The sequence below is a fragment of the Persicitalea jodogahamensis genome (assembly GCF_014651615.1).
Taxonomy (GTDB): domain Bacteria; phylum Bacteroidota; class Bacteroidia; order Cytophagales; family Spirosomataceae; genus Persicitalea; species Persicitalea jodogahamensis.
This window is the reverse complement of sequence record NZ_BMXF01000001.1, coordinates 1,216,998-1,235,785: the sequence shown is the minus strand read 5'-3', so window position 1 is coordinate 1,235,785 and position 18,788 is coordinate 1,216,998. Positions and strand designations below refer to the sequence as shown.

Here is an 18,788-nt window from a genome sequence, read left to right as displayed (position 1 = left end):
CCATATTACGCTGAGGTTGTTATAAAACAAATAAACCTTAAGATAATATGTTCAGAAGTATCTTTTTCATTTGTCTGTACGGAGCGGGAATGCTATTTCCCGCTTCTAACCTATCAGTCTCCGACGCTCAACCCCATTCGGGTGTAGCCGAAGGGCCTTCTCCGCCCAAATCACCCGCTGAGGAACTGGCTACCTTTCAGATTGAGCCTGGCTTCAAAATACAGCTCGTGGCTTCCGAGCCGATGGTGCAGGACCCGGTGGTGATTCAGTTCGATCCCGACGGGCGGCTATGGGTAGTGGAAATGAGGGGCTTCATGAACGACATCGAAGGCTCCACCGAAGATCAGCCAACGGGACGTATCTCGGTTTTGGAAGATACCGATGGCAACGGACAGATGGACAAGAGTACCATTTACCTGGACGGATTGGTGATGCCCCGCGCGCTGGCTCTGGTGCCGGGCGGCGCGCTGGTTTCGGAAAATAAATCCCTCTGGCTTACCCAGGATACCGACGGCGACCTGAAAGCTGATACCAAAACCCTAGTAGACGGAGATTACGCCAAAAACGGTCTGCCCGAACACGCCGATAACGGCCTGTGGCGCAGCATAGATAATTACTACTATAGTGTCAAATCCCGCTTTCGCTACCGTCTGACCGACGGTAAATGGCTCCGCGACAGTACCGAGTTTCGGGGCCAATGGGGCCTGAGCCACGACGACGAGGGCAATCTCTACTACAACTACAACTGGTCGCAACTCCACGCCGATCTGGTACCGCCCAACTACCTCTCGCGCAACCCGCACCACACGCCCACCACGGGCATCGACCATGGCCTCACCATCGACCGCCGCGTGTATCCTATCCGGTCCAATCCCGCCGTCAACCGGGGCTATATTCCCGGCACGCTGGGCGACGAGGGCCAACTCCTCGAATTTACGGCTGCCTGTTCGCCCCTGGTATATCGGGAAAACGCGTTTCCGGCCGAGTACCTCGGCAATGCTTTTGTTTGCGAACCTTCGGGTAATCTCGTCAAGCGGAACGTTGTCCGTAAAAACGGGCTAATGCTCACGGCCTTCGACCCACATCCCGGTACGGAATTTCTGGCCTCGACCGACGAGCGCTTTCGTCCCGTTCACATAGCCTCTGCGCCCGACGGCGGGCTGTATATTGCCGATATGTACCGGGGGCTGGTGCAGCACGGGGCCTATATGACACCTTACTTGAAAGAACAAACCATACAGCGTGACCTGGTGCAGCCCGTACACTACGGCCGCATCTGGCGCGTGGTACCTGAAAATTGGCAACCCACCAAACCCAGAAAACTTTCTCAGGCGTCGTCCGCCGAATTAGTCGCCACGCTTTCCAACGTCAATGGCTGGCAGCGCGACCAGGCGCAACGGTTGCTGGTGGAACGAAACGATAAATTAGCCGTTCCCGCCTTGCGAGAATTGGTCACTCATGGCAAAGTACCATTGGGCCGCTTCCACGCCCTCTGGACGCTGGAAGGCATGAAGCAACTGGATGGAACCTTGCTTTTCAGCGCTTTACAGGATGAAAATACCCTCGTAAAATCCACCGCCCTGCGTTTGCTGGAACCGTTGGCGAAGAAAGACGCTAAAATAAAAACACAACTTGAAACGGCTTTGGCCAATTTCTCTCCTGCCGAAGAAAGTAAGCCATTTACACTGCAACTCGCACTTTCCGCTGACGCACTCAGCCCGCAAGCCGCACTACCCATTCTATCCAGAATCGCCGACCAGGAAGGTAACTCGCCGCTGGTTCGCGACGCGGTACTGAGTAGTTTGAAAAATCAGGAATTTGCTTTCCTGCAAACCCTGATGAAAGCACCCGAATGGCAGGCGCACAATCAGGATAAAGAGATTTTTCTGGAAATGCTCACGACTTCGGTAGTCAGAAAGGGAAATCCCACCGAGATGGCTACGCTTTTAGCAGATTTGAATAAAAAGAAATCCGGGACGTCGGCGGATTTCGCCTGGCAAGAAAAAGCCATCCTAACCGCCCTATCCATTCAGGCCAATAATCCAAAGTTGAAGCCCATCAAACTCGCAAAGGCTCCCGATATTCTCACCAAAAAAATGGAAGGTGTGGACGGCCAGCGGCTAGCCTCGCTGGATGCTTTGTTCGAGTGGCCGGGTCATAAGGCTACGGTTGCCACTACCCGGAAGAAAAATCCGCTCAGTGAAGAGGATCGAAAAATATTCGCACTCGGTCGCCAGCATTACCTGACTACCTGCGCCGGATGCCACGGCACCGATGGTGCGGGCATTAACCGCTTTGCCCCGCCGCTCATCGGCTCGCAATGGGTACTGGGCGATGAGAAAAGACTATCGCTTATTCTTCTGCACGGCATGGAAGGTCCGGTGGACGTGATGGGCAAAACTTACGATACTCCTGAAATCCTGCCCGTGATGCCCGCCCATTCGACCATGGACGACGCAGCCCTCACGGCCATTCTGACGTACATCCGCAATGAATGGGGCAATGACGCCGGTGCCGTCGGTCGGCGCACCGTTGGCACTACTCGCCTTACTTCACAAGGACGCGTAGTTCCCTGGACAGCCAAAGAGCTGGACGCGCATATCGAAGCCGGAAAGGCAAAAGAGTGATGAAATTTAGTGAATGAATCTTTAATCCAAAAACTACCTATGAGCTTCGATGCCTCTTTGACCCGTCGGGATTTTTTGCAGCGTTCGGCCTTAGGGGCGGCGGTTTTTTCTTTTGGAAAAATGCCGGAGGTTTTCAAAAATCATTCGATGGGAATCGTGGTGCATTCTTACGCCAGCCGCTGGAATTCCAAGACACCGAGTGCAAAGTACCCTGGTTTCAAGGACGCCGTCGATTTGCTGGAAAACTGCCATCAAATCGGCGCGGGTGGTGTGCAAACTACCGTCCGTGACTGGACCCCCGAAATCGCCCAAAAACTCCGCAGCCTGTCCGATAAGACGGGTATGTACCTCGAAGGCTCGATCAGTCTGCCGCACAGCGCCGACGAAGCGAAGCGATTAGAGCAGGAAATAAAAACAGCGAAAGAAGCGGGCGTAAGCATTTTCCGCACCGTTTGCATGAACGGTCGCCGTTACGAAAATTTCCACAGTCCGGAAGCCATCGCAGAGTTCAAGAAGAATTCCGTCGCCGCCCTGCAACTGGCCGAACCCATCGCCCGAAAACTAGGCGTCAAACTCGCCGTGGAAAACCACAAGGACTGGCGGGCCGACGAGCTGGCGGCGCTCATTAAGCAAATCAGCAGCGACGCCGTAGGCGTAACGCTGGACTTTGGCAATAGCATCGCCCTGCTCGAGAAACCAATGGAGGTCGTAAACACCCTCGCGCCTTTTGTGCTAAGTACCCACGTCAAAGACATGGGCGTCCGCGAGTACGAAGACGGCTTCCTGCTCTCGGAAGTACCCCTCGGAGAGGGCATCTTGGATTTGCCCGAAATGGTGAGGATTTGCAAGAAGTATAATCCTAACGTGAATTTCAGCCTGGAAATGATCACCCGCGATCCGCTGCAGATCCCCGTACTGACCGAAGCTTACTGGCCCGCCATGCAGGTAGTTCCGGCCGAAGACGTCGCCGACACCCTGCGCATGGTGCGTAAAAACAAATTCAAGACTGAACTACCCCGCGTGTCTCACCTCTCCCCTGACGAACGTCTGGCCGCAGAGGAAAGCAATAACGTGGAATCGTTGAAATATAGTAAGGCGAAAATGGGGCTTAGTTAAGTGCCCACAACCTCCACTCGATCCTCATTCAATCCTCTTTCTTCTTTTCTCCCATCCCGCTTAAATCCGGCAGCGGACTCACCGATGTCCAGCCACCATCCACAACCAAGCTCTGGCCAGTGATGTGGCCGGAAAGCGGCGAAAGCAGGAATAGAGCCGCGTGAGCAATGTCTTCCCGCCTGGCGGGGCGACCCGTTGGCGTAATGGCAGACCACACATCCTGATAAGTTGGATCATCCTGCAAAGTACGTTCGGTGAGCGTAGCACCGGGGGCCACGGTATTGATGGTGATATTGTGGGGAGACAGTTCGATGACTAGGTTTTTTGCCAGCATTTCCAGTCCGGCTTTGGTCATGGCGTAGGCCGCCAAATTCTGGTGCGCCTGATGTCCCACTACCGACGACATCAGTAGAATACGCCCGCCGGATTTCTGGTGGCGCATCTGTCGCGCCGCCGCTTGCGTGAGCAGAAACGAACCCGCCAGGTTTACGTCAAGTACCCGTCGTAAGTCGGCCGCCGGGTAGTCGAAGAAATCTCCGAACAGCGTAATACCCGCATTGGCCACGACGATGGTCAGTTTTCCGTAGTTCTCGACGGCCGTCTGAATCATTTGGCCGATAATACCCTCATCCGAAGCATCTCCGGCGACAGCCAGGCACAGGCCTCCTGCCTCGACAATAGTCGCTGAGGCGTTAGTAGCTAATTCAGAATCAGCGTCGTTCAGTACCACCGATGCGCCTTGCCCGGCCAGTTGCCGGGCAATTTCAAACCCTATCCCCTGTCCCGCTCCGGTCACGATGGCGACCTGATCGGTAAAAAGCTTATTCATTTGAGTTGAAAGTTTATGAGCTTAAGAGTTGTAGGATCACAGAGTCCGATTCATCAAAGTGTTAACCCCTGAACTCATGAACTTTCAACTCATGAACTACCTCAATGCGAATCCCGCGTCACTTTATCCCCCGAACCACCACGCAGAAAATCCATGTCAGCCCCTTCATGGGCCTGCATCACGCGCTCAATGTGAAGGTTGACAAAGCCACGATTGTAGCCTAATTCCAACGGTTTCCAGTTGGCGCGACGTTTTTCCAGTTCCTCGTCCGACACGTCCAGATGAAGACGGCGGTTTTTCACATCCAGTTCTATCATGTCGCCGTCTTGAACCAGAGCCAGAGTACCGCCGACCGCTGCCTCGGGCGATACGTGAAGTATTACGGTTCCGAATCCCGTGCCGCTCATGCGACCGTCCGAAATGCGCACCATATCCATCACGCCTTTCTCCAAAAGCCGCTTTGGAATGGACATATTCCCAACCTCGGGCATACCGGGATAACCCTTCGGTCCGACGTTTTTCAACACCATCACCGTATTTTCGTCGATGTCGAGACTTGGATCGTCCAGACGGGCTTTGTAATGATCAATATCCTCAAACACCAGGGCAGGGCCGCGATGCTGCATCAATTCGGGCTTGAGCGAAGCGGAGGGTTTTAGTACCGCGCCGTTCACGGCCAGGTTTCCCTTCACCACGACGAGCCCGGTCAGGTCTTTCACGGGTTTTTCCAAAGTACCGATCACCTCGGGATCAAAGCACTCGGCGTCGGCGCAGTTTTCGGCCATCGTTTTACCATTGGCGGTAATTACATTGACGTGCAGGCGCGATTGGAGCTCTTTGATCACCACCGGCAAACCGCCTGCGTAATAAAAATCTTCCATAAAGTACCCGCCCGATGGCTGCAGGTTGGCCAGCAGCGGAATGTCAGCCGACAGGTGATCGAAATCGTCCAGTTTCAAGTCTACACCGATGCGGCCCGCGATGGCCAGCAGGTGAATCACGAAATTGGTGGAACCACCAATGGCAGCATTGATCTTGATAGCGTTTTCGAAGGCCTCGCGCGTCAGAATTTGCGATAGACGAAGGTCTTCCTTCACCATGTCCACGATGCGGCGTCCCGAAAGATGGGCAGCCACCTTACGGCGCGAATCCGCCGCCGGAATGGCCGCGTTTTCAGGTAAAGTCAAGCCCAGTGACTCCACCATGCAGGCCATTGTAGAAGCAGTACCCATCACGGCGCAGTGGCCTGCGCTACGGCACATGCAGGCTTCGGCGGTGGTGAATTCATCCTGGGTCATTTGCCCCTGACGGAACGCCTCGCTGAACCGCCAAACGTCGCTCGTGCCGATGCTTTTGCCCCGGTAGCGGCCCGTCAGCATGGGTCCGCCCGATACGACGATGGTCGGGATGTCCACGCTGCTGGCCCCCATGACCAGCGAAGGGGTAGTTTTGTCGCAGCCGCAGAGCAGCACTACGCCGTCGATGGGATTGGCACGGATGGACTCCTCTACATCCATGCTGGCCAGGTTTCGGTAGAGCATGGCGGTGGGCTTGATGAGCGTCTCGCCCAATGACATCACCGGAAATTCCAGCGGAAAGCCCCCCGCCTCCCATACGCCGCGCTTGACCGACTCGGCCAGTTCACGAAAATGGCCGTTGCATGGTGTGAGCTCCGAAAACGTATTGCAAATACCGATAACGGGCCGCCCCTCGAATTCATCCGCCGGATAGCCCTGGTTCTTCATCCAGGCGCGGTAAATGAATCCATCTTTGCCTTCCTTGCCAAACCAGCCCCGGCTGCGTAGCTCTTTATTATTATCCATATTGGGTTTTGAAATTCTATGAGTAGTTGAACGCTAAGCAAAGGTACTTTTCGTGAATATATAATGACTAGTACGTTCGGGAGTTTTGCACGAAAGGCCTTATTTAGTCAAAAAATGAGAGATCGGCCCAATAGCTCCCTCCCTAATCCAGTTTAATAAACGTATCTTGCGTATCGTTTTTACCGCTTTCTTACCTATGCATCATTTGATTTCACCTTTCCACAAAAAAAGTGGTCTTCTGCTGGCTGCTTTGGTTTGCATGCTTACTTCTACCCTGTCTGCCCAGCCCCTCTCGGATGCTTTTCTCGAAAAAATCCTGCTGAAAAATCCCGAATGGTTCAGTGAGATCCTGAAAAATCCAAATGCACGCGGGGTGCAGATCATGTACACCAAAATAGACCGTACCCGCCGCAACGAACCCCGGTTCACGACGTATCGCTACAATGTCGATAAGAATAAGTACTTCTATCCGGCCAGCACCGTCAAACTACCCGCCGTGCTGCTGGCCTTTGAAAAACTCAATCAACTGAATAAGCCGGGCCTGGACAAGTTCACGCCCATGTATACCGAAGCCGCCCGTCCCGAACAGACTGCCGTTACCGCCGATCCTTCCGCCGAAAACGGGCTGCCCTCGGTGGCGCACTACGCCAGAAAAGTTCTGCTGGTGAGCGACAATGATGCTTTCAACCGGTTGTACGAATTTATAGGGCAGGAAGAATTCAATGAAAAATTACGCAAGAAGGGGTATCTGGACACGCGTATTCGGCACCGGCTTGAATTGCCGATGAGCGCCGAAAATAACCGTTATACCAACCCTGTGCGCTTCGAAAAAAATGGTAAGGTGATTTACCAGCAGCCGTTAGCCTACGCCGACAAAGTTGAGACGCCTTCTTCACCCATAAGATTGGGAAAAGGGTACGTGAAAGACGGCCAACTCGTGAACGAACCATTCGACTTTACAGAGAAAAACTACTTTGCCCTGGAAGATCAGCACAAACTCCTGAAAGCCATTTTCTTTCCCGAAACTCTGGAACCCTCCGAACGATTTGACCTGAAGCCCGACGATTACAAATTCCTGTATCGGTACATGTCGCAACTGCCGATGGAAACGAGCTACCCCGAGAATTATTCAGAAGACTACAACGACAGCTACGTGAAGTTTTTTATATTTGGTAATAGCAAGAAACGGATGCCCCGACACATCCGGGTGTTCAACAAGGTGGGCGACGCCTATGGCTACCTGCTCGACAATGCCTATATCGTGGACTTCGAGCGCGGCATCGAGTTTATGCTCACCGCCGTGATTGATTGCAACGAAAACCAGATTTATAATGACGACACTTACGCTTACGACAGCGTGGGATTCCCTTTTATGGCAAACCTGGGTGAAGCGATTTTTGAATACGAGATGAACCGTAAGAAACGTCGGCGCCCGGATTTGAGCCGGTATGAGGTGGAGTATGATAAATAAGAAGGGCCCGTGCGGTGCAACGTCAGCCGTTGACCTTTAACCGCCTCTCCCCTCTTCCCCATGGCTTGCAATATACCAGATTGTATACGTGACCAAGGATAAGCAGGGCAGAACCCAGATAACCCATCAGATGAAAAGCAGGATTATGAGTTTCTAAGAGCAATGAGCAGGAAAACAGCACAAAAGCCGACCATAGAAACAGGCGCAGCACCGGAATCTTGTGATCGCGGGTAGCGAAGTACACGGCGATTCCGTTAAACAGAATGAAAAAATAATTCAGAAGCCCGCCCGCGGGATGATCATGCACCGAAAGCGAGCCACCAATGGCCAAAGCAGGCGTGATGAGACAGTGGATCAGGCATAGTACCGAACCAACAATACCGACGTAGTCGGCTTTTCCGTGCGAATGATTAAGATGGGTGGATGCGTCGTTTTTCATTTCAAATTGCAATAACGTTGCAAAAGTAGGTCGAAACTTTGTCATTTGCAACGCTGTTGCATTATTATTCGTTCAGGTTTCAATACTGAAAATTCAATATCTCGTCTTGCCACACCGGGCGGGCCAATCAGACTTCTAACCTGCATGTGGTACTTGAACGCGAGAAAGAAAGATTATGGAACAAACAATCAACGATACGCTTAGGGAACATAACCTCCGCAGCACGGGCTGCCGCGAGGAAGTGTTGCAAACTTTTCTGGCGCGCGCTACGGCCCTCTCGCACGGTGACCTGGAAGGCGACCTGAAGGACCGGTTCGATCGGGTGACGATTTATCGCACTTTGAAAACCTTCCTGGAAAAAGGCATCATCCACAAAGTGCTTGATGACGAAGGGGCACGCTACGCCCTATGCCGGGAACACTGTACCGAGGATGATCATCATCATGATCACGTGCATTTCAAATGCAACGAATGCGGCCAAACCAATTGTCTGGAAAATCTGCACGTCCCGGCGGTTCAACTTCCCACTGGCTACCGTGCTCAGGAAACCAATCTACTTATCCAGGGCCTTTGCGCTGACTGCGCCAAGAGTTTAGACGGGCGCGCCCGGGCGTTTTAGAGTTCGTACCATCCTCTGCAATCGTTATTATTAAGCTATGAAAATCCACATCTTTTATATTTCGCTATTTTTTGGTGCGTCACTCCTGGTTTCTCTGCCTTCTTTCGCTCAAAAAAAGAAAAACAGCCCTGCGGTACCCCCCACTTTCGACCCAACCAGCCGTCCCAAAAATCTCTCAGACGATGATTTGCTGGAACTAGTTCAAAAACAGACCTTCCGGTACTTCTGGGATTTTGGCCATCCGGTGAGCGGCCTCGCCCGTGAGCGGAGCAACGAATCATTCAACTATGGCAGTGAGGTAGTTACCACTGGTGGGACGGGGTTTGGCGTGATGGCCATGGTTGTGGCAGCTGAACGGGGGTGGCAGCCGCGTGATTCAGTGGTGAACCGTCTTCTCAAAATGGTCATGTTTCTGCAGAAAGCCGACGCTTATCACGGCATTTTTCCGCACTGGCTCAACGGCAGCACCGGCAAGACTATCCCGTTTAGCCGTAAAGACGATGGTGCCGATCTGGTCGAATCGGCCTTCTTGTTTCAGGGCTTGCTGTGCGCCCGGCAGTACTTCAAAAACGATACCCCCGCCGAAAACAACCTTCGCAACCGTATCAATAACCTCTGGCGGGAAGCCGAATGGGATTTCTTTACCCGTGAGGGCCGCGAGGTATTGTATTGGCACTGGAGCCCCAATAATGGCTGGGCGATGGATTTTGAGCTGCGCGGCTACAACGAAACACTTATCACGTATATCCTGGCGGCTTCGTCGCCCCGTTATTCAATTCGGCCCGATGTTTATCACCAAGGCTGGGCCGTGGGCCGAAATTTTCTGAACAAGCGGGAATTTTATGATGTGAAACTCCCGCTCGGCCCTGATTACGGCGGGCCCCTGTTTTTTACGCATTATTCCTTCTTAGGCTTGAATCCCAAAGGACTCACCGACCGCTACGCCGATTACTGGGAGCAGAACACCAACCACACCCTCATCAACTACCTCTATTGTGTGGACAATCCCAGGAAATTTAAAGGGTACGGCGAGAATTCCTGGGGCCTGACCTCCAGCGATACACCCGGCGGCTATCGGGGCCATTCGCCCACGAACGACAACGGCACCATCACTCCCACCGCCGCGTTGTCAGCTTTTCCTTACACACCTGACAAATCCATGAAAGCTCTTCGGCACTTCTATGATGATCTGGGTGACAAGACTTGGAGCGAGTATGGCTTCGTGGATGCATTCAATGAGTCTGAAAACTGGTATGCCGACTCACACCTCGCCATCGATCAGGGACCGATTATCGTTATGATCGAAAACCACCGGACGGGACTGCTGTGGAATCTTTTCATGAGTTGTCCGGAGATAAGCGAAGGCCTGAAGAAGCTGGATTTTAAAAGTACAGTGATCAAATAGTGCCGACAAACATTACCGGCTACGAAGCCTTTTTCACTGTCACCTCCACTTTCGGGTAATCCATGTTAGCCCGAATGGCTTCGCGGGCTTCGACGCCCGCAAATTTCTCACATACATACAGACCAAGATCCAGCGAGGACGCCACGGCTCCAGCTGTAATGACATTCCGATCTTCTACGATGCGTACTTTCTTGACATTGGGGCAATACCGTTTCAGTGTTTCGTATTCCTTGAAGTTAGTCGTCGCCATACGGTCTTGCAAAAACCCTGCTGCGCCCAGCAACAAACTACCCGTGCACACTGACACCTTGTATGGGACATTTTGGGCCGTTTTAAGCCAGTTCAAAAAATCGCGATCATTCATTAAGGTACGGGTCCCGAAGCCTCCCGGTACAAAGATCAGATCGTATGCATCCAGCGACTGCCGTACCCGCGTGGCCTCTACGGTCAGGCCGAAACTATCCTGCACAGTGTCAGTGAAAGAGCAAATATCCCAACTCAAATTCGGGACATACCCCTGCGATTTCAGACGGGAAATCGGATCGTAAAATCCGATAAAATCCAGCATGGTAACGCCATTGAATAAAATAAATGCAGCCTTCATACGCTCAACGGGAGTTGGTTGGAGAGAAGAAAAACGCTCAGGCATACCAGCGATTGAAGAAATGCCTGCGGTAAAGGTTCCGAGTTTTTTCAAAAAATCTCTTCTTTCTTCTCTGAATGGTATAAATTTGGACATATGCGAATTGAGGGAATTTGGAGAGTGTGTCTTCTAAGTCAGCTAAGATACATTCTTTATTCACTTCACGCGACGTCCGCATTCATAATTCAATCATTCAAAATCAGAAAAAATGCCTCCCAAGAAACCCATCGTCACGCTCACCGTTAATCCGGCGGTGGATAAAAGTACGACTGTAGAGCGTCTGGTACCCGACAGCAAACTACGTTGTAAAGCCCCCCTTTTTGAGGCAGGCGGCGGTGGCATCAATGTTGCCAAGGCTATCCACCGCTTAGGCGGCGACCCCATTGCGGTCTTCACCTCCGGTGGACCCACCGGGCAGCGCTTGCAAAAGCTGGTAAAAGCCGAGAACGTTTCGATCCGAATCGTGGAAACTAAGGAATGGACGCGCGAGAACCTCAATATCGTCGAAACTACTACCGGACTCCAATACCGTTTCGGGATGCCGGGCACTCAATTGATGCCTACTGAAATCGAAGCAATCATAGATACTCTGGAAGAAATTGAGCCGCACCCGTCGTTTATTATTGCCAGCGGCAGTTTGCCGCCGGGCGTTCCCACTGATTTCTACCAACAGATTGCAGAATTGGCCAAGCGGCAGGGTGCCAAATTCATAGCGGACACGTCGGGTGAGTCACTGCGGTTGGCTTCGGATGCGGGTGTTTACCTGTTAAAACCTAACGTGGCTGAGCTGAAGGAATTAGTTGGTGCAGACAAGCTGGAAATGGACGAGCTGGACGAAGCAGCCCGCGCCTTGATTATCCGGGGCAACTGCGAAATTGTGGTGATCTCGATGGGGGCGATGGGGGCAATGCTCGTAACGTCCGACTATGTGGAGCACATTCCGGCCCCACCTGTGACGAAGCAAAGTACCGTTGGCGCGGGCGATAGTATGGTGGCAGGGATGGTATGGACGCTCTCGCAGGGCAAGACCGTGCGGGAGGCAGTCAGAATGGGTGTAGCCTGCGGGACCGCCGCCACCATGAACCCCGGTAGCGAGCTGTTTCATGTCCCCGATGTAAACAGTCTGCTCGACTGGATCAACCGTTACGAGGTTCGGTACGCTTCGGCGATAAGGTAATAAGAGGATTACTACACTAAGATTCAGATATGAGTTGAATTCTCTTCAAACTTCCTGAGCCTTACGCCAATGCAGGAAGTATAGGATGCGGTGGTGCAGCCTGCCCCAGTTTGTCTTTTTATTTTCTGAAAGTAGCTCTTCTTTCGGTTTGTTAGCTATAAGGTAGCCTTCCAAAAGATTTCGGTTATCTTCAATTACTTTAAAAGGATTCTGAACCAAGTCAGCCAGTTGCTTATGAATGTACGGCGTAAAATCAATTTTTCCCTTTCGAAGCAGAATTTCATCTGGCAAATATTCCTTCATAGCCGCCCGCAATGGCCCTCGACCGTACCCTTCATAAAACTTCAATTTTGAAGGCATAAACATACATAACTCAATCAGTCTTTTGTCGAAAAATGGATGGCAAATCTGAACCTGATGATGAGCACCTATTATGTCGTAGTACTCACTAACTTCACTCATCATTTGGTAAAGCATACCCCGATCAATGAGTAAATTTGTAGTAGGATGATTGTCCGCATTCTTATCCATGAAAGAAACTTTTTCTTTCAACAGATTTGGATTGACAGAATAATCATCGATTTCTGTTGCTCTACTAAAAATTCTCTTAACAATCATCTGTATCAGATAATAGGGTGATACTTTTAAATAATAAAAAATTCCCTTCAAAAAATGCCATTTTGCCTTGATAGCACCAAACATTTCATGCAGTTTTTTGTAAAAGAAGCTTATCATATTTGAAGAATATATTTTTAATCCCTCCTTCTCACCGAACTCGCTGATATATTGTTCCTTTGGATGAGTTTGATTAAGCCTCTTAACAGCCTCTTGCCAATTATTACTTTTAATGGCTTCATATATGTATTCGCTTCCATACCCAACAACTGTATCACCATCACTACCCGTAAGCAATACACGGCTCTTATTTTGGTTGACGTGATCTAAAATAGGTGTAAAATGATTGTAAGTAAGCGAAAACATTTCCGGCATGTCCGAAATTCGTGCGATTTCGAGTAAAGATTCGAAGTACTCCTTTTGTGCAACTACTTCATGATGTTTTACAGCATGCATTTTCAGAAAAGGAATGATGTATTTCTTTTCTGAAGTTTCCTCCATTTCTGTATCAATGTAATAGGTATCAAGAGACCGTTGCTTTTGGGCTAATAGTGTACTGGCAACTGCCGATATGGAAGATGAATCTAGGCCACCACTTAGAAATGCACTTACGCCAAATGGAGTTTTAATTCGACAGGCAACAGCTTCTTCAAAGATATTTTTGAATGCCGCCAGATAGTCTGCATCGCTCTTGAATTGGTATTTTTTAGGATCAATACACCAATATATTTCTTCTTTGTACTGATTTTTATTAACAACAAGCTTGTGCGCTGGCGGCAAACTACTTATTGTTTTGAAGAAGGTATTATGCTGATAAATGTTGAACTGTCCCCAATGACTGAGGTAGTTTGCTATTCGGCTCTTATCTAATCTTTTCTGAAGAGGAGCAAAAGCCCATAATGCTTTTATCTCTGAAGCAAAAAGGAAGTACTTTCCTGGTAGGTGATGAAAGTAAAACGGACGCACCCCTGAGTGGTCGCGTCCGCAAAAGACAGTTTGGGTAGCTGGCTCCCAGATTACGAATGAGAAGTCTCCGATTAAATAATCGAGGCAATTAGTTCTCCATTTTTCGTAGGCTGCCAAGATCAGCTGACTATCAGGAATACACCGATTAACAGCTTGGGTTGTTAAATCTAGTAATTTTAACAGCTCATCTCGATTATCAATGCGTGCATCAGCTACCAATATGTTGCCTTGTGAATTGGCAATGGGTTGTTCTTCATGAAAGGATTCATGAGTAACATTAATATGAAGATAACCTACTGCAACATTAGGCTTACTTAGAAAACTTATTCCATCTGATCCACGATGCGCAATCCGGTCTGCCATCTGCCGGACCAATCCGGCGGAAGGTTGTTCACCGTCCCACCGGATTATTCCTACAATTCCGCTCATTGAGGCTTACTCACTATTGTTGCTGCCTCCAATACCCCATTTGGGCATTAGACAGTATTTTCACACGGGCTCTGTTGCCGTTTAAATTAGTGGAGTAGAGACTAGGTACAGATACTCCGTCATTGAGTACGTTGGTAAAAATGATATCTTGTCCACTGGGCGAATAGCGGGGATCCAAATCATTGGTTCCGGCTGGTTTTATCGCATTATTACTATTGTTTCCTGTAGAAGCAGATAGATCTCTCAGGGTGCGATCATTAAGATACAACTCAAACAACCGGGCGTCAGCCTGCCGACCCGTCTCATCCCTAAAGTCATTGATATCCATTGAGAACAATACCTCACCGCCGTCAATTGAGAGAACAGGATTGCTCATACGACGGGAACTTTTCAGAACCGTTTCTTTGGAGCCATTACTATTAATAATTATCAATTCGTTATCGTAAACAGTTTCGCCGGTGGTACGAGCTACGATTGTTTTGGTAGCTTCATTCCAGTCGCATCCAGCGAACTGCTGACCAGTCGCAGCCCGAGCTACCTCAGTCAGTCCCGTACCGTCGATATTGATTGAATACAGTTTATTGTTGCTAGGATAAATAATCTTTGACCCATCGTTGGCCCATGAGAAAGAAAGATCTAGCGGCAACAACCCACTTACTGGTACTTTGGTGATTTGCCGAAGTCCCGTTCCATCGCGGTTAATTACAAATATCTGTAAGCTCGTAGCACGATTGGAGATGAAGGCTATTTTTTCCCGATCGGGGCTCATAATTGGTCTCCAGTTGCTACCTTGGGTAGTTAGTTGAACGACACTCTTATCATCATTGGCAGCATATATTTGATAAACGCCACCGTTTTCCCGTGCAAATACATAATTGAGTGAAGGGAACTTTGGTGTTTTGAATGTCCAGATTTCGCTGAATACTTTCTCACGTTTGTCTTTTGCTACTACTTGCCAGTAGTAAGTTTTGTCATACTCCAAATTATCGACAAACAGGGTATCATTGTTGTAATCGGTTCGATAGGGTGTGGTTGGCGAGCCACCTTCTTTAAACAGGTACACATCGAAAGTAAGCGTATCGCGATCTGGATCGGATGCGGTCCAGGCAAATAACTGACCATTGACACCCGACAGGGCTGTACCCGTGGCGGGAATTGGATTGGTTGGCTTGGTTGGGGCCCGGTTAGACTTAATGTCTTCCGACATGTAAATCGTTACAACAGGATTCTGGCTATCGGCTACTTCGACGGTAACGTACTCATTATAGAGCGACGGTTTTTCGGCGCTGATCGTATAACTACCAACTGCGAGACTGTCAAAGAAAAAATTGCCCGTCGTGTCGGTTAACAGGCTTCGTCCCGATGGATTGAGTTTTATGAGCACGTCCGACAAGGGTTTCTTCGTAACGTTATCGATCACCTTGCCCGTAATCTTACCAAATACCTTTGGCGTTACGAATACGTCTTCGGTACACGACGCTGACCAGAGCGCAGTCAGCGCGATCACCAGGAACGCCGTAATTCGGCTAATTTTAGAATTCATAAATGACATAAAATGATATTTTTATCAATAAAACTTTATCGAAACAAGGGGATTAGTCCTTTTTAATTTGTAGCAGGGGATGAATTCAGAACAGGGGCTGATACAGCTCGTTTTTTGGAGCCCCGGCCAATGTAAAAAGATATGCCGCCCGAGAGCCGCAAGAATGAATCGTTCAGTTGGCCATTGGCGACATCGTCCACCAAATCATTGGTCATAATATAATAGTCGGCCATTACCCGGAAGCCGATCTTATCACTTACCAGTGCTTCCAGGCCTCCACCTGCTTTTGCATAAGAAAATGTTTTAAGATTGTTGGCAAAACCATTGCCCGTAGCCGTTTGTGAAACCCCTACCCCCAAGCTACCAAAAGGAGTATAGCGTTGAAATGGTAATCCGGTATATACAGCTGATAAATCAGCGGTACGCCAATTCCGATCCAGAGTGAAAGAGCGATCGGCAGTAAATGTGGTAAACGACCCTATGAATCCATTAGCCTGAACCCCCCATTTGGGCGTTAAATTGTAATTTACGTTCAGACCGTAACCCGGTTTCCAACGGCGGATGGCGTAATCACCATTCAGGCGCAGCATCGATGCATATGGCGTAATACTCAATCGCGGACGTTCGATAGAATTAGTAACGCCATAAATGTCAGTACCTTGCATTTCGGCTTTTTCCGCCTCGTACGCGGCTATCTGTTCCTGGGCCTGAGCAGCAAACTTTTCATCAACCGCCCACAGGTTATCTTTGATTCCTTCCAGAATCAGCGCCTGTACTGCCTTTTCAATAGCCTCGGTGACAGCCATTTGTGACGGCTCATTGGTCGAAAAGCCAGTTTCGGCCTCCAGAATTCTTTTGAAACGCACATACCGGAATAGGCTGGCACTTACCGACTGCGAAAGAATTGTTTTGGAAGAATATACCGTCTTAAGAATTTTGCCGGAACGGGTAGCAATAGCTCGTAAATAAACCGTCACCCGATCTTGTCGGTACTCGGTCGATCCTCCCGCTCCAAAGTATCTCAGCCCTGCACCACCCGTGATGATGTTTGCGTCATAGGAGACAATCCCTCCTTCAATGATCATACCGGCAAACAGCAGCGGAGGCAGTAGTTCGTTTGAATTACTGTATTGCGTCATACTTGAGCGAATGATCTTCCTTTCGTTAAGCAAGTTACTGACGTTCTCCCGTTCGATGTTCAGGAACCACTTGCTGTCTTCCATTGCTTTCAGCAGGATGTTGGTAGCGCCCTGCGTTACAGCCGTAGAAAAGTTGGATGTTTCAGCGGGCTTATACTGACCAGTCTGATCGCGAAACTTGTATACCGCAGTAGCCAGCACCTCTTTGGGGGGTGGTAATGTTCTCAACACCTCGGTGACTGAGGTTTCTTCTCCTAAACGGGCGGAATGAATCGTGGTAGGCTGGTGGAAATACGCTCTGCAACCGTTCAACACGGCGATCAGAGCAATCAAGCCGGGCTTGAATAGATACTTTTTCAGATGCATTTTCTAAAAAACAATAAAAAATATGAGGAGGAGGGCAGTAGGCTTTTTTTCAGAAGTAGGGTACGGTAACCGTAGTTTCCCCGCCCTGACCATCCACGATGCGGATGTTCACACCATTTGAACCGTTGGTAACGTCCACTCGCAAATCGCCGAACTGAAATGTACCTTCCTGAAGAGCGTCTTCACCAAACTGATTGGCGAGCAACTGTGAACTTATACGATTCAAGATTTGCCGGCTTAGCGTCTGCGAGAAGTCATCCAAAGAGTTACGTGTTGTCGTGGCCGTACTTCTGGTATTGAAATCCACTGCATTAGGGTCCTTCAACTTGTCCTGAGCCAGAGCTGAACTCTGAAGCCACTGGTAGTTGAATGTATTCCCGCCAAAATTAGGGTTCTGCGGACGGTAAGTGAGCTGTTGAGCCATTGTGGCTGTCGCTCCGGTCAAAATAAAAAGAAGAAGTAAAATGATTTTTTTCATAGTAACATTGATTTTGGCAAGGATTTCTCAATAAATCCCGTTCCCCTTCTGGTCATCGCTGCCTAATTGTTTTTGAAACTCCTGAAAATTTTGGATGTATTGGGTCAGCATGTCGGCGGCATTTCCCGCCATCTCTTCCACTACCCCCAAACGAGGCTGTAGAAATTGCTGATAAATCATGACGTCGTTTACCGTGAGAGAAACAATCGTAGAAGTGCCGATACCACCTGGCACAGGTTGTTCATCGATCGTTACAGTTAATTCTTCACCAATATCAGAAAATGCAGAGGGCGAAATAAGGTTGGTATCCGATTGGATAGTAAGCCATTGCTGGTATACGTATTCATAAAAGTCCCGACCATTTTTAGTACGGGTTTCGTCCAGTAGAAATATTCCTGTTGCACCTTCGAGAGAAATATTCTGCTCCATAGGTACTATCAAAGATTCGTCGAAGTATTCCTCCACCAAACTTCCCCCATCCTGTCCCCAACTTACTCCTGCAATTAATACTCCCGGCAAACTCATGAGTATTGCCTGAAGTATTTTTCTCTTACTGTCCATTAATCAATATTTTCATACCTCCACTCTGCTCAATTCTAATCGGCCGGTTCAACAAACCAGAACTATTGTCAATGAGCTGGTTATCGTTGCCACGCTGAACAATTTGGAGTGTGTTATTGCTGGCTTCCAGGCTGCGTAGCTGTAGATCGTTGTTGTTACCCAACTGCGAGAACTGGTAGTTATTTCCTTCGCCCAGGACGTTGAGGTCCATGTTGTTGAAATTTCCCTGTTGAACCAGCCGAAGGCTGTTTTCACCGGCGTTGGGGTTTATATTCTGGCGGTTAAAACTTCCCTGCTGGTACGAGACAATTTCTCCAGTCTGCCCGACCTGCACCGAAGAAGCACTGGTAAGTACGCTCTGTACCATCAAATCTGACTTAGTAAGAACGGTCAACTCAGGAGAACCTCCGAGTTGTTGGGCTCGGGTAAGAGTCGAACTAAGGATAAAGGTAAGGACGAGTGCGGCAATTTGTTTCATAAAAATGTCCAAAAAGATAGTTTTAGTCCGGTTTATTGAAGATACGCGTCCCTTAGCAAAAGAG

At 49.5% G+C, this 18,788-nt stretch carries 16 protein-coding genes; 6 read left to right on the top strand and 10 right to left on the bottom strand.

From position 1 onward, the window contains the following. Positions 1-47: 47 nt before the first annotated feature. Together IE117_RS05060 and IE117_RS05055 are read left to right on the top strand one after the other, a co-directional pair. Complete coding sequence (locus tag IE117_RS05060) at positions 48-2,627, top strand: DUF7133 domain-containing protein (RefSeq protein ID WP_308439264.1); 2,580 nt, start codon at positions 48-50, stop codon at positions 2,625-2,627. 39 nt (positions 2,628-2,666) lie between these two features. Next, the gene (locus IE117_RS05055) at positions 2,667-3,743 is read left to right on the top strand and encodes a sugar phosphate isomerase/epimerase family protein (protein WP_229580346.1); all 1,077 of its coding nucleotides are present in this window, start codon (positions 2,667-2,669) and stop codon (positions 3,741-3,743) included. A 28-nt stretch (positions 3,744-3,771) separates the two neighbouring features. On the opposite strand, the gene IE117_RS05050 is transcribed toward IE117_RS05055, so the two are convergent. Then, a complete protein-coding gene (locus IE117_RS05050) occupies positions 3,772-4,572 on the bottom strand; it encodes an SDR family NAD(P)-dependent oxidoreductase (RefSeq protein WP_189563228.1) in 801 nt (266 codons plus the stop codon). A 101-nt stretch (positions 4,573-4,673) separates the two neighbouring features. Further along, positions 4,674-6,395, bottom strand: coding sequence for an IlvD/Edd family dehydratase (locus tag IE117_RS05045; protein WP_189563227.1), 1,722 nt, complete (start codon positions 6,393-6,395; stop codon positions 4,674-4,676). A gap of 196 nt (positions 6,396-6,591) precedes the next feature. Here IE117_RS05045 and IE117_RS05040 point away from each other — a divergent pair, with 196 nt between their 5' ends. Continuing rightward, positions 6,592-7,866, top strand: coding sequence for a serine hydrolase (locus tag IE117_RS05040; protein ID WP_229580344.1), 1,275 nt, complete (start codon positions 6,592-6,594; stop codon positions 7,864-7,866). Positions 7,867-7,888: 22 nt separating this feature from the next. Here the strand turns inward: IE117_RS05040 and IE117_RS05035 are convergent, their stop codons facing one another. Then, on the bottom strand, positions 7,889-8,305 hold the full coding sequence (locus IE117_RS05035) for a MerC domain-containing protein (RefSeq protein ID WP_189563226.1): 417 nt from the start codon (positions 8,303-8,305) through the stop codon (positions 7,889-7,891). Positions 8,306-8,480: 175 nt separating this feature from the next. Between IE117_RS05035 and IE117_RS05030 the strand changes: the two genes are divergently transcribed. Together IE117_RS05030 and IE117_RS05025 are read left to right on the top strand one after the other, a co-directional pair. Next, complete coding sequence (locus tag IE117_RS05030) at positions 8,481-8,924, top strand: Fur family transcriptional regulator (RefSeq protein WP_189563225.1); 444 nt, start codon at positions 8,481-8,483, stop codon at positions 8,922-8,924. A gap of 37 nt (positions 8,925-8,961) precedes the next feature. Continuing rightward, complete coding sequence (locus IE117_RS05025; RefSeq protein ID WP_189563224.1) at positions 8,962-10,329, top strand: glucoamylase family protein; 1,368 nt, start codon at positions 8,962-8,964, stop codon at positions 10,327-10,329. Between the two features lie 19 nt (positions 10,330-10,348). Here the strand turns inward: IE117_RS05025 and IE117_RS05020 are convergent, their stop codons facing one another. Continuing rightward, on the bottom strand, positions 10,349-10,933 hold the full coding sequence (locus tag IE117_RS05020; protein ID WP_189563223.1) for a DJ-1/PfpI family protein: 585 nt from the start codon (positions 10,931-10,933) through the stop codon (positions 10,349-10,351). A gap of 247 nt (positions 10,934-11,180) precedes the next feature. On the opposite strand from IE117_RS05020, the gene IE117_RS05015 reads away from it, so the two are divergent. After that, positions 11,181-12,149: a 1-phosphofructokinase family hexose kinase gene (locus tag IE117_RS05015; protein ID WP_189563222.1), complete on the top strand. Its 969-nt coding sequence runs from the start codon at positions 11,181-11,183 to the stop codon at positions 12,147-12,149. A gap of 45 nt (positions 12,150-12,194) precedes the next feature. On the opposite strand, the gene IE117_RS05010 is transcribed toward IE117_RS05015, so the two are convergent. The 6 genes from IE117_RS05010 to IE117_RS04985 all read right to left on the bottom strand — a co-directional run bounded on the left by IE117_RS05010 (position 12,195) and on the right by IE117_RS04985 (position 18,724). Beyond that, positions 12,195-14,159 carry an asparagine synthase-related protein gene (locus IE117_RS05010; protein ID WP_189563221.1) on the bottom strand — a complete coding sequence of 655 codons (1,965 nt, stop codon included), beginning with the start codon at positions 14,157-14,159 and terminating at the stop codon, positions 12,195-12,197. Positions 14,160-14,172: 13 nt separating this feature from the next. Beyond that, positions 14,173-15,702 carry a carboxypeptidase regulatory-like domain-containing protein gene (locus IE117_RS05005; RefSeq protein ID WP_189563220.1) on the bottom strand — a complete coding sequence of 510 codons (1,530 nt, stop codon included), beginning with the start codon at positions 15,700-15,702 and terminating at the stop codon, positions 14,173-14,175. A 62-nt stretch (positions 15,703-15,764) separates the two neighbouring features. Then, on the bottom strand, positions 15,765-17,207 hold the full coding sequence (locus IE117_RS05000; RefSeq protein WP_189563219.1) for a CsgG/HfaB family protein: 1,443 nt from the start codon (positions 17,205-17,207) through the stop codon (positions 15,765-15,767). Positions 17,208-17,256: 49 nt separating this feature from the next. Beyond that, entirely contained in the window at positions 17,257-17,685 is a 429-nt protein-coding gene (locus IE117_RS04995) for a curli production assembly/transport component CsgF (RefSeq protein WP_189563218.1), read from the bottom strand. A gap of 27 nt (positions 17,686-17,712) precedes the next feature. Further along, complete coding sequence (locus tag IE117_RS04990; protein ID WP_189563217.1) at positions 17,713-18,246, bottom strand: CsgE family curli-type amyloid fiber assembly protein; 534 nt, start codon at positions 18,244-18,246, stop codon at positions 17,713-17,715. Further along, positions 18,236-18,724, bottom strand: coding sequence for a hypothetical protein (locus tag IE117_RS04985; protein ID WP_189563216.1), 489 nt, complete (start codon positions 18,722-18,724; stop codon positions 18,236-18,238). The genes IE117_RS04990 and IE117_RS04985 overlap by 11 nt, the downstream gene beginning before the upstream one ends. Positions 18,725-18,788 lie beyond the last annotated feature (64 nt).